This window comes from Bradyrhizobium sp., from assembly GCF_004799445.1.
Classification (GTDB): domain Bacteria; phylum Pseudomonadota; class Alphaproteobacteria; order Rhizobiales; family Xanthobacteraceae; genus Bradyrhizobium.
In genome coordinates, this window is record NZ_SSNA01000202.1 from 42,425 (window position 1) to 55,257 (window position 12,833).

Annotated in this window: 15 protein-coding genes; 9 read left to right on the top strand and 6 right to left on the bottom strand. The window is 62.8% G+C overall.

The features are described from left to right. Positions 1–47 precede the first annotated feature (47 nt). Both E8A46_RS26025 and E8A46_RS26030 read left to right on the top strand, forming a co-directional pair. Positions 48–1,559: an MltA domain-containing protein gene (locus tag E8A46_RS26025; protein ID WP_291567590.1), complete on the top strand. Its 1,512-nt coding sequence runs from the start codon at positions 48–50 to the stop codon at positions 1,557–1,559. Next, positions 1,556–2,146 (top strand): Smr/MutS family protein, encoded by a 591-nt coding sequence (locus tag E8A46_RS26030; RefSeq protein WP_291567344.1) that lies wholly within the window; start codon positions 1,556–1,558, stop codon positions 2,144–2,146. The genes E8A46_RS26025 and E8A46_RS26030 overlap by 4 nt, the downstream gene beginning before the upstream one ends. 5 nt (positions 2,147–2,151) lie before the next feature. On the opposite strand, the gene E8A46_RS26035 is transcribed toward E8A46_RS26030, so the two are convergent. From E8A46_RS26035 to hslV, 5 genes are all read right to left on the bottom strand, one after another. Further along, the gene (locus E8A46_RS26035; protein ID WP_291567346.1) at positions 2,152–3,282 is read right to left on the bottom strand and encodes a hypothetical protein; all 1,131 of its coding nucleotides are present in this window, start codon (positions 3,280–3,282) and stop codon (positions 2,152–2,154) included. A gap of 184 nt (positions 3,283–3,466) precedes the next feature. Further along, positions 3,467–4,768: an ATP-dependent protease ATPase subunit HslU gene (gene hslU / locus E8A46_RS26040; protein ID WP_291567348.1), complete on the bottom strand. Its 1,302-nt coding sequence runs from the start codon at positions 4,766–4,768 to the stop codon at positions 3,467–3,469. A gap of 42 nt (positions 4,769–4,810) precedes the next feature. Next, the gene (locus E8A46_RS26045; protein WP_291567592.1) at positions 4,811–5,395 is read right to left on the bottom strand and encodes a DUF2585 domain-containing protein; all 585 of its coding nucleotides are present in this window, start codon (positions 5,393–5,395) and stop codon (positions 4,811–4,813) included. 14 nt (positions 5,396–5,409) lie between these two features. Then, positions 5,410–5,892: a GNAT family N-acetyltransferase gene (locus E8A46_RS26050; protein WP_291567350.1), complete on the bottom strand. Its 483-nt coding sequence runs from the start codon at positions 5,890–5,892 to the stop codon at positions 5,410–5,412. Positions 5,893–5,894: 2 nt separating this feature from the next. Next, positions 5,895–6,455, bottom strand: coding sequence for an ATP-dependent protease subunit HslV (gene hslV, locus E8A46_RS26055; protein ID WP_291567352.1), 561 nt, complete (start codon positions 6,453–6,455; stop codon positions 5,895–5,897). 269 nt (positions 6,456–6,724) lie between these two features. On the opposite strand from hslV, the gene hisB reads away from it, so the two are divergent. The 7 genes from hisB to coaA all read left to right on the top strand — a co-directional run bounded on the left by hisB (position 6,725) and on the right by coaA (position 11,649). Next, the gene (gene hisB, locus E8A46_RS26060; protein ID WP_291567354.1) at positions 6,725–7,318 is read left to right on the top strand and encodes an imidazoleglycerol-phosphate dehydratase HisB; all 594 of its coding nucleotides are present in this window, start codon (positions 6,725–6,727) and stop codon (positions 7,316–7,318) included. A 92-nt stretch (positions 7,319–7,410) separates the two neighbouring features. Beyond that, complete coding sequence (locus E8A46_RS26065) at positions 7,411–7,941, top strand: DUF2628 domain-containing protein (RefSeq protein WP_291567357.1); 531 nt, start codon at positions 7,411–7,413, stop codon at positions 7,939–7,941. Continuing rightward, a complete protein-coding gene (gene hisH, locus E8A46_RS26070) occupies positions 7,938–8,588 on the top strand; it encodes an imidazole glycerol phosphate synthase subunit HisH (RefSeq protein WP_291567359.1) in 651 nt (216 codons plus the stop codon). Before E8A46_RS26065 ends, hisH begins: the two co-directional genes overlap by 4 nt. A gap of 97 nt (positions 8,589–8,685) precedes the next feature. Then, complete coding sequence (gene hisA, locus E8A46_RS26075) at positions 8,686–9,426, top strand: 1-(5-phosphoribosyl)-5-[(5-phosphoribosylamino)methylideneamino]imidazole-4-carboxamide isomerase (RefSeq protein ID WP_291567361.1); 741 nt, start codon at positions 8,686–8,688, stop codon at positions 9,424–9,426. A gap of 68 nt (positions 9,427–9,494) precedes the next feature. Then, positions 9,495–10,271 (top strand): imidazole glycerol phosphate synthase subunit HisF, encoded by a 777-nt coding sequence (hisF, locus tag E8A46_RS26080; protein ID WP_291567364.1) that lies wholly within the window; start codon positions 9,495–9,497, stop codon positions 10,269–10,271. A gap of 80 nt (positions 10,272–10,351) precedes the next feature. Then, a complete protein-coding gene (locus E8A46_RS26085; protein ID WP_291567366.1) occupies positions 10,352–10,675 on the top strand; it encodes a phosphoribosyl-ATP diphosphatase in 324 nt (107 codons plus the stop codon). 17 nt (positions 10,676–10,692) lie between these two features. After that, positions 10,693–11,649 (top strand): type I pantothenate kinase, encoded by a 957-nt coding sequence (coaA, locus tag E8A46_RS26090; RefSeq protein WP_291567368.1) that lies wholly within the window; start codon positions 10,693–10,695, stop codon positions 11,647–11,649. Between the two features lie 15 nt (positions 11,650–11,664). Here coaA and E8A46_RS26095 read toward each other — a convergent pair whose 3' ends face one another. After that, positions 11,665–12,723 carry an alpha/beta fold hydrolase gene (locus E8A46_RS26095; protein WP_291567370.1) on the bottom strand — a complete coding sequence of 353 codons (1,059 nt, stop codon included), beginning with the start codon at positions 12,721–12,723 and terminating at the stop codon, positions 11,665–11,667. Between the last annotated feature and the right edge of the window lie 110 nt (positions 12,724–12,833).

Sequence of the window (12,833 nt, forward strand, 5' to 3'; positions counted from 1 at the left end):
CGCTTTGTGTGATTGCTATCGCATTGATGCTGGCGCCGCTTGCGGCGATGGCTGCGCGCAAGGCGCACACGCTTGCTACCCTGCGAAGCGCGCGTTCGCACCTTCCAACTGTCCGTCCGATCCCCTACCCGCGACTGGAATGGCCGCTCGAGATCAGTGGCAGCCAGTATGCGCCGCTTGCCTGGACCGATATCGCCGGGTGGCGCGAGGACGACCATCTGCTGGCGTACAAGGCCTTTCGCACCAGCTGCGGGTCGATCGCGGCGCAACGAAATCCTCCCGCGGAATCGAAGGCACTCGGCACGTCGCTGCGCGAACCCTGCCGCGCCGCCAAAGCCCTCGACATTAGCGATGGTGTCAAGGCACGGGCGTTTTTTGAGGCGCATTTTCTGCCTTTGCAAATCTCGCGGCTCGGCGAGGATGCGGGCTTCGTCACCGGCTACTACGAACCGATCATCGAGGGCTCCCGGACCCAGACGGATGTCTACAACATACCGGTCTATCGTCGCCCCTCGAATTTGTTCGTCCGTGGCTTCAGGCAGGATGCGCCCAGCCTGCCAAACAAGGGGCAGGTGTTTCGCAAGATCGGCCGCCGCAAGCTCGTGCCCTATTACGATCGGGCCGAGATCGAGGATGGCGCGATCGCCGGCCGGGGCCTCGAAATCTGCTGGCTCAAGAGCCAGACCGATCTGCTGTTCACGCAAATCCAGGGCTCGGCGCGGGTCCGCCTCGAGGATGGCTCGACCGTCCGCATCAATTACGATGCGTATAATGGTTATTCCTATACAGCGGTCGGGCGCGTCCTGATCGATCGCGGCATCATCCCGAAAGAGCAGATGTCGATGCAGAAGATCAGGGAATGGATGGATCAGAACCCCGATGGCGCCAAGGAGTTGCGCCGGCAGAACCGCTCCTATGTGTTCTTTCGCGAGGTAGACCTTTCCGACAAGGATGAGGCGGTGGGCGCGCAGGGCGTGCCGCTGACGCCGGGCCGGTCGATTGCGGTCGACAAGTCGCTGCACGTCTACGGCACGCCGTTCTTCATCGAAGGCGAACTGCCGATCGAATCGGAGCAGTCGAAGACCCCGTTCCGCCGGCTGATGGTGGCGCAGGACACGGGATCGGCGATCACGGGACCAGCGCGCGCCGACATCTATTACGGCGCGGGCGCTGACGCCGGCCGGGTCTCCGGCCGCTTCCGGCACAACATGCGCTTCGTCATGCTGGTGCCGAAAAGCCTCGATCCGGTCGACCGCGGCCGCAAGATGCCGCTGCCGGACCCGCGCCCCTCGGCGAAAATCGCAAGACTGTTTTCGCAAGTTGACCCTTTGAAGGATCAGCAAAAAGACCCGAAGAATGGCGTCAAGCCGCCGGACGCCGCGGTTCCGAACCCCAAAAACGCGGCCAGCGCCACCGAGCCCGCCAAGAATGCCACGCCGCCCCAACCGCCTCAGGCTGTGGCCGGCAAGGTGCCGCTTCCGGAGGCCCGCCCCAACGTCGAACCAAGCCGCGGGGGGCATCACCGCCGTCGCGTCAACTATTATCGCCGCAGCCGATGAAACGTCCCCCTTCGATCCCGGAATTGTCAGCGCCGCCGCGCCGCAAGCGCGACCTCAGCGAAGAAGAGCGCATGCTGTGGGACGCCGTCGCCAGGTTGACAAAGCCGCTGCGCAAGAAGCCCCGTGCCGCCAAGCCCGAAACCGCTTCGCCTGAGAAAGAGGGGCGCGTTGCTGCGAAGCCGGTGGCTTTGCCAAAATCAGTTCCCCCTGTCGGCATTCCCAGAACGCAAAAGCCGGCGGTGCCGCCGCTGGCGCCACTCGGGCGGCGCGAGCGTTCGCAATTGTCGCGCGGACGGAAGGAGATCGAAGCCCGGCTCGATCTGCATGGCATGACGCAGACGCGCGCGCACCGCGCGCTATCGGGCTTTCTGCAACGGGCTCACCTCGATGGTCTGACTTTCGTGCTCGTCATCACCGGCAAAGGCAAAATGGGAATCGATTCCGAGCGCGGCGTGCTGCGCCGTCAGGTGCCGCAATGGCTCGGCCAGCCGGAATTCCGCGCGCTGGTGGTCGGCTTTGAGGAAGCGCATATCGGTCACGGCGGCGAGGGCGCGCTTTACGTTCGCATCCGGCGATCGAAAGTCTAATTCTCTCAGAACGGCCGCACGATGCCGACGCGGGGGATCAACGTCACGATCCAGCCGAGGATGGTGGTGTTTCGATCATTCCCCGAGATCGGCGGCGTGCTTTGCGCGGCGGGCAGCGCCTTGACCGCATGCAGGATCAGGAACAGGCAGACGGCCCAGTTCGAGACCCATCGCGAATAATCGAACACGATCGCAAACATAATGAGATAGGCCGCGCTCACCGCCACGATGGCGGCGATGACGATGCGCCGGTGTAAATCCTCGGCGAGCGACCGAACCAGGCCGGCAAAATATCGCCAGAGCGGGGCATGCAGCCAGATCAGCAGCGCGAATACGGGCACGCCCAGAAGATTGGCGGGCATGCGCCCCCAGGTATCGGAGATCTCCTTGGCAAGCGGCTGATACCAGATGTAACTGAAACCCAGAAGATTGGCGCGGCTGGGATCGGCCATGCGGCTGGCGAGATAGCTTGCAAATTCCGACTCCGGTACCGCCGTCGTTCCCAGGAACTGCGCGGCGAAAAACAGAAGCCCGACGCACGCCACTGCGGCGATGCCGATCGCAGTATTTTGCCGGTCGAAGCCCTGCACCAGGTAATAACGCAGCACCACGATGACCGCGATGGTCGGCACATACATCAGCAGATGGATGTGGTGGATCAGAATCAGGATCATCGACGCCAGAGCCGCGAGCAGCACGAAGGCGACCGAGCGCGCCGGCACCAGCAGCAGGCCAATCGCGAATGCGCAGCCATAGATATCGAAATGGCCAAGCGTATACATGAAGTTCTTCAGAAAGAACGGCGAGCCGGCCATGAACACGAACAGCGGCAGGTGTTTTTCGTCGAAACCGAAGGTGCGCCGGAACAGGCCAATGAAAAGACCAGCCGTGACCAGCCAGACGGCACCCCCGAGCGCGAACACCAGCCATACCGGCACCTCATGCGAAAACAGCGATACCACCGCGCCGATCAGCGCGCGCTTGGTGAAGCCGAAATGATAATCGACCAGCAGGTGGATGTAGGGGACGTAGGGCGGCAGCGTGATCTTGTAGAGAAACACCCCGATCAAGACGGCGACATTGACGGCGAGCATCAGGCGCCAGGGGTTTTCCCACATACGCAAATTGAGATTCATTGTCGTCCCGGCCAAGCCAACGGGTCGCGCGAATGCGCGCCCGATGATAAACTCCGCGCGAGCCGGGACCCATAACCACCGGTTTGCGTAGTTGCAAAAGCCGGTACCGCGTTCTGATCCAACAGCGGTCATCGGTAATTATGGGTCCCTGCTTTCGCAGGGACGACGATCTTAGCTGCAAAACCTACAAAATGAACCGGCTCAAATCCGCGTTCTTGGCGAGATCGCCGACGTGCTTCTGCACATACTCGGCATCGATCTGGATCGTCTCGCCGTTGCGGTCGGGGGCGGCGAAGGAGATCTCGTCGAGCACGCGCTCCATCACGGTCTGCAGCCGCCGGGCGCCGATATTTTCCACCGTCGAATTGACGGCGACCGCGACGTCGGCAAGCGCGTCGATGGCGCTGTCAGTGAACTCCAGCATCACGCCTTCGGTCCGCATCAGCGCGACATATTGCTTGATCAGGGAAGCCTCGGGCTCGGTCAGGATGCGGCGCATGTCGTCGCGCGTCAGCGCTTCCAGCTCGACGCGGATCGGCAACCGCCCCTGCAATTCCGGCAACAGGTCGGAGGGCTTGGCGATATGAAACGCGCCCGATGCGATGAACAGGATGTGGTCGGTTTTAACCGCGCCGTGCTTGGTCGACACGGTCGTGCCCTCGATCAGCGGCAACAGATCGCGCTGCACGCCCTCGCGCGACACGTCGCCGCCGCTGCGACCGTCGCGCACGCATATCTTGTCGATCTCGTCAAGAAACACGATGCCGTTGTTCTCCACCGCGTTGATCGATTCCTGCACCAGCTGGTCGCTATCCAGCAGTTTGTCGGATTCCTCGTTGACCAGCAGTTCGTGCGAATCGGCAACCGTCAGGCGGCGGGTCTTGGTGCGGCCGCCCATCTTGCCGAAGATGTCGCCGATCGAGATCGCGCCGAGCTGCGCGCCGGGCATCCCCGGGATTTCAAACATCGGCATTCCGCCGGATGACTGGGTCTCGATCTCGATTTCCTTGTCATTGAGTTCGCCGGCCCGCAGCTTCTTGCGGAATGAATCGCGCGTGGTGGCGCTGGAGTTGGGGCCGACCAGGGCATCCAGCACGCGATCCTCGGCGGCGAGCTGGGCGCGGGCCTGCACGTCCTTGCGCTTTCGCTCACGGGTCTGCGCGATCGCCACTTCGACGAGGTCGCGGATGATCTGCTCGACGTCGCGGCCGACATAGCCGACCTCGGTGAATTTCGTGGCTTCGACCTTGATGAAGGGCGCGGCAGCGAGTTTCGCCAGCCGCCGCGCGATCTCGGTCTTGCCGACCCCGGTCGGCCCGATCATCAGGATATTTTTCGGCAGCACTTCCTCGCGCAACGAGCCGGTGAGCTGCAGCCGCCGCCAGCGGTTTCGCAGGGCAATGGAGACCGCGCGCTTGGCGTCGGTCTGGCCGACGATGAAGCGGTCGAGTTCGGATACGATTTCACGGGGGGAGAAGTCGGTCATGGGCTCTAGGTAGGTTCAAAATGGCGCGGACACAAGCCGCGATCAGATGATCGGTGGGCCCGCCTGCCATTGCCGGATCGCCTCAAAAGGATGAACCAGCATGATGATGTTGAGCGTGAGATTATCGCGAATGTGAAGGCCAACCAAAATCTCGAACGCAAGCCCAAGCGCGACAGTCAGCGCTACCGGCAGCTTTCGCGCCAGCAAGAAGCCTGCGACCATGGACAACGTATCGGACACGGAATTGATGATGCTGTCGCCAAAATAATCCAGCGACACTGTGGTGGCGCGATAACGTTCGATGATCCAGTTGGAATTTTCAACGATCTCCCAGCCGCCTTCGATCAGCATGGCCAATATCAGCCGCCCGGGCCAGGCGAGGCGCGGCAGCGCGAGCCAGGTCGCGGCATAGAACAGAAAACCGTGAATGATGTGCGAGAACGTGTACCAGTCGGTGATGTGCTGCGAATTCTCCGAGCTCTGCACCACGCCGTGCCAGAATTTCACGTAGCCGCAGGCGCAGATCGGAAGCCGCCCCATCGCAAACAGGATCGAGGCTTGAAGCGCAATCAGCGCCGCACCGATCAGCATCCAGTGCCGGGTCGAAAGACCTGACGTGGCCGGCATGTTGCAAGCATGCGTCATGGATCGCGGACCATCAGCAGGGCCGCACCATCAGGCGTATCCACGATTCGATCGTGGCAAAATCCCGCCTTCTCGTAGGCGCGGATCGCCCGCGCGTTGGCGGGATCGGGATCGATGACGACACGTGGCGTCCCGCTGGCGAATAACTGGTCGGCAAAGGCCCGGATCAACGCGGACCCATGACCGCGATCGAGCATGTCGGCTTCGCCGATAAACTGATCAAGACCGCGCGTGCCCTCCGGTTGCGGACCGAAGCCGGTATTCCAGCCGCTCAGATTGTAACACTGCAAATAAGCGCATTCCCGCGCATCCGCCGTGACAATGAACTGCGCCATATCCGGATGACCGAGATCGCCGCTGACCAGTTCGAACTGCTCCGAAGGGTCGTGCCACCATTGCGAGACATGCGGCATGCCGAGCCATCGCTGGATCGTCGGCAGGTCGGCGGCCGACATCGGGCGGAACGCGTAGGCCGTCATGCTCAGCCGCCCTGCAACGTCTCGATGGTCACATTGCGATTGGTGTAGACGCAGATGTCGGCCGCGATATCCAGCGCCCGCCGCACGATGGTTTCGGCGTCCTTGTCGGAATCGACCAGGGCGCGTGCGGCCGCCAGGGCATAATTGCCGCCGGACCCGATCGCCATCACGCCGGCTTCGGGCTCCAGCACGTCGCCGGTTCCGGTCAGGACCAGCGACACATCCTTGTCGGCGACGATCATCATCGCCTCCAGCCGCCGCAGATAGCGGTCGGTGCGCCAATCCTTGGCGAGCTCGACGGCAGCACGGGTCAATTGCCCCGGATATTGCTCGAGTTTGCTTTCCAGCCGCTCGAACAATGTAAACGCGTCTGCGGTGGCACCGGCGAAGCCGCCGATGACGTCGCCCTTGCCGAGTTTTCGGACCTTTTTGGCGTTGGATTTGATGACGGTCTGGCCGATCGACACCTGACCGTCGCCGCCGATCACCACCCTGCCGCCCTTGCGGACCGTCAAAATGGTGGTGCCGTGCCAGACCGGCGACTGGGGCTGTGATGCTTGCATGGGTACCTCGCGTTCCCGCCCGATTTAGGGATCTTTCAGCGGGGTTACAATCGGTGCCGCTTTCAGGGCGGTGTCGAGCGAAGCGTGCCCCTGGGCCTGGTCGGGGGTTGGCACCCGGTTGGCGTCAAGGAAAGGCATCAGACACAGGACCGGCCTCGGATTCCGGTCACCATAGGCCGAAGTTCGACCTCGAATCGGCCATCCCGCAGTAGCGAAGGCGACATCGGCCTGTTAAAAGGTCCGCGTTTTCGGCCACGGGAAGCATTTTCATGCGCACTGCCACCATCAAGCGCAAGACCAAAGAGACCGACATCGAGGTTACGGTAAACCTCGACGGAACCGGCGCGTCGAACGTCGCGACCGGGATCGGCTTCTTCGATCACATGCTCGACCTCTTGGCCCGGCATTCGCGCATCGACCTTTCCGTGAAGGCGGCCGGCGACCTGCATATCGACCACCATCACACCACGGAGGATGTCGGCATTGCGTTCGGACAGGCCGTGAAGCAGGCGCTCGGCACCATGGCCGGCATCACCCGCTATGCCAGCGTCCATATGCCGATGGACGAGACGCTGTCGCGGGTCGTGATCGACATTTCCGGCCGGCCAGTGCTGGTGTTCAAGGTCGAATTTCCGCGCGACAAGGTCGGCCAATTCGACACCGAGCTGGTGCGCGAATGGTTCAACGCGTTCGCCATCAACGCTGGCGTGACTTTGCACGTCGAAACCCTATATGGCGAGAATAGCCATCATATCGCCGAATCCTGCTTCAAGGGTCTGGCGAGGGCGCTGCGGGCGGCGGTCGCGATCGACCCAAAGGCCGCGGGCGAAGTGCCATCCACCAAGGGCCAGCTCGGCGGCTGACTCTGGTTCTCGGAAGGTGCGGGTGCCCCTGTTTCCTGAAGTTCGTTTCAGGGGGCCGCGAGTGTTGACGAACTTCGGAAACGGGCCGCCACATGCCGATTTACACAGTTCATGCTCCGGTGACCAGCAACGCGGATTTCCGCGCGACCGATCGCTTCACCTTCGTGCGCGACGGCTTTCACGTCTGGGCCGCTCTTCTCGGCGTGGTGTGGCTCGCCTGGCATCGTCTGTGGCTGGCGCTGCTCGGCTGGATCGTCCTGATGATCGTCATCGATGTCGGAATGATTCGCCTTGGCGTCGGCGGGACGGCGGTCTTTCTGGTGGATGCGCTGCTGGCGCTGCTGTTGGGATTTGAAGCCGCGAGCCTCGAGCGCTGGACCTTTTCGCGACGCAACTGGCGTCAGCTCGACATCGTGGTCGCCGGCGACCAGGAGGCGGCCGAGCGGCGATTTTTCGATCGCTGGACCGCCAAGCAGCGCGCCTCCAGCAACGATCAACCGGCGATCGATCGCGGCGCGCCCCCGCCGACGCGGGACATCGCGGGCCAGGCGTTTTCCCGGCCGCCGCCGTTGCCGCGGGACGAGATCATCGGCTTGTTTCCGGAACCGGGAGCATCGCGTTGAGCGTTGCGATCATCGACTACGGCTCCGGCAATCTGCACTCCGCCGCCAAGGCGTTCGAGCGCGCGAGCCGGAGCATGGATGCTCCGGAGAAGATCGTCGTGACCCGCGATCCCGAGGTGGTGTATCGCGCCGATCGCATTGTGCTGCCCGGCGTCGGCGCCTTCGCCGATTGCCGCCGCGGTCTCGACGCGCTTGACGGCATGATCGAGGCGATGACCGAAGCCGTGCGCAACAAGGCGCGGCCGTTCTTCGGCATCTGCGTCGGCATGCAGCTGATGGCGACGCGTGGCAAGGAACATGTCACCACCGACGGATTCAACTGGATCGCCGGTGATGTCGAAAAGATTTCGCCGCGCGAGGAAAATCTGAAAATTCCGCATATGGGCTGGAACACGCTCGATATGGTTCGAGAGCACCCGGTGCTGGAGCGCCTGGCGCTGGGCCCGAAAGGCCGTCACGCTTATTTCGTTCACTCCTACCACCTCAACGCGACCAACGAGGCGGACGTGCTAGCTCGCGCCGATTACGGTGGCCCGGTGACGGCGATGGTCGGCCGCGACACCGCCATCGGCACGCAATTTCATCCCGAGAAGAGCCAGCGTTTCGGGTTGGCCCTGATCTCGAACTTTTTGAAATGGAAGCCGTGAGTTTGCTCCAGGCCATCGCCTTGATCACCCTCCTCCCGCGAGCTCTTGCGAGCGGTGGGGAGGGGAGTTCATTGGCGTTTTTGCGAGAATTCTTTCGATGATTCTGTTTCCCGCCATCGACCTGAAGAATGGGCAGTGCGTCCGCCTTGAGCAGGGCGATATGGCGCGCGCAACCGTGTTCAACCTCGATCCGGCGGCGCAGGCCCGCAGTTTTGCCGCGCAGGGATTCGAATACCTGCATGTGGTCGACCTCGACGGCGCCTTTGCCGGCAAGCCGATGAACGCGCAGGCGGTTGAGGCGATGCTGGGGGCGGTCAGAATGCCGGTGCAGCTTGGCGGCGGCATCCGCGATCTGAAGACGGTCGAAGCCTGGCTGGCAAAAGGCGTTGCGCGGGTCATCATCGGCACTGCGGCGGTGCGCGACCCCGAATTGGTGAAAAACGCCGCGAAAAAATTCCCCGGCCGCGTCGCGATAGGACTCGATGCGCGCGACGGCAAGGTCGCCGTCGAAGGCTGGGCGGAGACATCCGAGGTGACCGCGCTCGAGATCGCGCAGCGGTTCGAGGATGCCGGCGTCGCCGCGATCATCTTCACCGACATTGCCCGCGACGGCCTGCTGAAGGGCCTCAACCTCGATGCCACCATTGCGCTCGCCGAGCGCATCTCGGTCCCCGTCATCGCCTCGGGCGGTTTTGCCTCCATCGACGATGTGAAGGCGCTGCTTCAATCGAGCGCCAAGAAACTGGCCGGTGCGATCGCCGGCCGCGCTCTCTATGACGGCCGCCTCGATCCAGCCGCCGCGCTGGCGCTGATCCGCAACGCGCGCGCGGCGGCCTAGCGCATGATCCGGAAAAGTGGGGTCCGATTTTCCGAAAAGATCATGCGCAGAGATGTAGGAGTTTTGATATGTTCAAGGTGCGCGTGATTCCCTGTCTCGACGTCAAGGACGGCCGGGTGGTCAAGGGGGTCAACTTCGTCGATTTGCGCGATGCTGGCGATCCAGTGGAAGCGGCGATCGCCTACGATGCCGCCGGCGCTGACGAACTCTGCTTTCTTGACATTACGGCGACGCATGAAAATCGCGGCATCATGCTGGACGTGGTCCGGCGCACCGCGGAAGCCTGCTTCATGCCGTTGACGGTGGGTGGCGGCGTGCGCACGGTCGACGATATCAGGACGCTGCTGCGATCCGGCGCCGACAAGGTCTCGATCAACTCTGCCGCCGTCAGCCGTCGCGAATTCGTCAAGGAGGCCGCGGAAAAGTTCGGCGACCAGTGCATCGTGGTCGCGATCGATGCCAAGCGGGTCAAGCGCGGCGGCGGATCGGACCGCTGGGAAATCTTTACCCATGGCGGGCGCAATTCCACCGGGATCGACGCCATCGAATATGCCCAGGAAGTTGTTTCGCTAGGGGCCGGCGAAATCCTGCTGACCTCGATGGACCGCGACGGCACCCGGCAGGGCTTTGACCTGCCGCTGACGCAAGCCGTGGCCGACAGCGTCCCGGTCCCGGTCATCGCCTCCGGCGGCGTGGGCAATCTCGACCATTTGGTCGACGGCATCCGCGAGGGGCACGCCACCGCCGTGCTGGCGGCCTCGATCTTTCATTTTGGCGAATTTACCATACGTGAGGCCAAGGATCACATGGTCCGTGCCGGGCTGCCCATGCGTCTGGATCCTTGACGACTCTTTATGACGGAAGTGCTACATCCGATTGGAATGGCGTTCCGTTCCCTGGGGGCGCAAAATTGAGCTTGAGTTGAATGTCGCGTTTCACGATCCATGACCTCGTCGCCATCATCGATGCCCGTGCGGCGTCGGGGGCAGAGGTGTCCTATACCCGAAAGCTGCTGGACAAGGGGTCTGAGCATTGCGCCAAGAAGCTCGGCGAGGAGGCGGTGGAAACTGTGATCGCCGCGATTGAGAACGACCGCGACCATCTCATCGCCGAAAGCGCGGATCTGCTGTTTCATCTGCTGGTGCTGTTGAAGTCGCGCGGCGTGAAGCTTGAGGAAGTCGAGGCAACGCTGGCGGAGCGTACGAGCATGTCCGGGCTGGAAGAGAAAGCCGCGCGCAAGCGCGATTAATTCATCGGGGTGGCGCCATGGATATTCGGGCACCGGAACAGCAGTACAATCCCTACCGGATATTCTCCAGGGAGCAATGGGCGCGTCTGCGCGACGACATGCCGATGACGCTGGAAGCCGGCGAAATCGCCAGGTTGCGCTCGATGCATGACCGGCTCGATCTCAAGGAGGTCGAGGAGATCTATCTGCCGCTGTCGCGGCTGTTGTCGATCTATGTCGATGCCACCCAGCGGCTGTACTTCGCCCAGCGCCGCTTTCTCGGCATCCAGGATCGCAAGATGCCCTACATCATCGGCGTCGCCGGATCGGTGGCGGTGGGTAAATCCACCACCGCGCGCGTGCTGCAGGCGCTGTTGGCGCGCTGGTCGCCGCGGCCCAAGGTCGATCTGGTGACGACCGACGGCTTTCTGTTTCCCAATGCGGTGCTCGAGCGGCAAGGCCTGATGCAGAAGAAGGGCTTTCCGGAGAGCTACGACCTGCCGACGCTGCTGTCGTTCCTGAGCGACATCAAGGCAGGGCGACGGCCGGTGCGTGCGCCGGTCTATTCGCATTTGACCTACGACATCATCCCGAATGAGTGGGCCGAGATCGACAGGCCGGACATCCTGATCGTCGAAGGCGTCAATGTTCTGCAAACCGGCCGGCTTCCGCGCGACGGCAAGGCGGTTCCGGTGGTTTCGGACTTTTTCGATTTCTCCGTCTATATCGACGCCGAGGAACAGGTATTGCGCGACTGGTATGTCAGGCGCTTCCTGACCCTGCGCGACACCGCGTTCCACGATCCGCGATCCTACTTTCACCGCTATGCGCTGCTCTCCGACGAGGAGGCCACGGCGACGGCGCTGGCGATCTGGGAACGCACCAACCTCGCCAATCTCGAGGACAATATCCTGCCGACAAGGCCGCGCGCGACGCTGATCCTGAAAAAGGGCGCCGACCATGTGGTTGAACAGGTGGCGCTGCGGCGGCTTTGAATTTTTGCCGGCGATCTATTTCAGCGCCAGCGGCTTTTCCTCGTCGAGGAAGCCCATCAGCTCATGGAAGAATTGCATGCGGTTCTTTTCCATCATCACCGTATGCGTTCCCTCGCTCAGCTCGATCAGCCGCTTGTACGGCGTATTCTTCAGCTGCGCGAAATAGCCCTGCGCCAGATAGCTTGGAAGGTCGGCGTCCCATTCGGCGTGAAGCAGAAGGGTCGGCACCCTGATCTTGCCCGGATCGTACAGCGCCTTGCCGGCGCTCCAGTATTTCAGGCTGTCCTCGACCACGCCGTTCGGCGCGCGCAGCATCGGCAGTGTCTGTTTCGAGGCGTCGGGGTCGGTTGCCCAGGTGGCATTGGCCCAGGCCTCGAACACGCCGGGCGGGATCAAGTCGGCCTGCTTGTCCTCGGCAACACCCTTCAACCAGCGTGCTTTGGCCGATTCCTTGGAGACGAGCCGGTAGGCGCCAAGCGGCGGCGCGCTGGCGGTCGCGGGCGCCGGCGGCTCGTTGCGGATCCATTGCGGCGCATAGAGCACGAGACGGTTGACCTTGTCGTTGTGTTCGCTGGTGTACAGCCCCGCGATCGAGGTGCCCCACGACCAGCCCATGACGTCGATCTTCGAGACCTTGCGTTTCTTCAGGATGTAGTTGACGGCCACGCCGAGATCGTGCGCCGCGACCTCGGTCGTTACGATCGGTTTGTTGGTCTCCGGCGGCTGGCTCATTTCGGCAGGCCTGGTCGAGCGGCCGTAGCCTCTGACGTCGACGAGGTAGACGTCGTAACCGCGCGCGGCGATCAGATCCATCATCGAGACGCCCTCGATCGGCAGATCGAACGCGGTCTCCGCCGGATAGGTTGCGCCATGCACGAACAACAGGATCTTGTCCGGGGAGGTTTGCTTGCCGGCGGGATGTTTGTTGCGCACGAACAGCTGCACCCCCGCATCGCCCGACGGGATCATGGTGTCGGTGGCTTCCAGCTTGGGCTCCCTCGCCTGCACGGCGGCGCTTGCGAAACTGCCGGCGACAAGACACGCCAAAGACATCTGTAGAAATCTGGTGGTCATCGAAGCCTCCCGGGATTTTTTTGACTTTGCGGCCCGACCGGATGGAGCGCGGCCTGCATCGTCGGCCCGAAACGCCGGCAGCGTCAAGGGCAGGCCGGCGCATGCCGCGG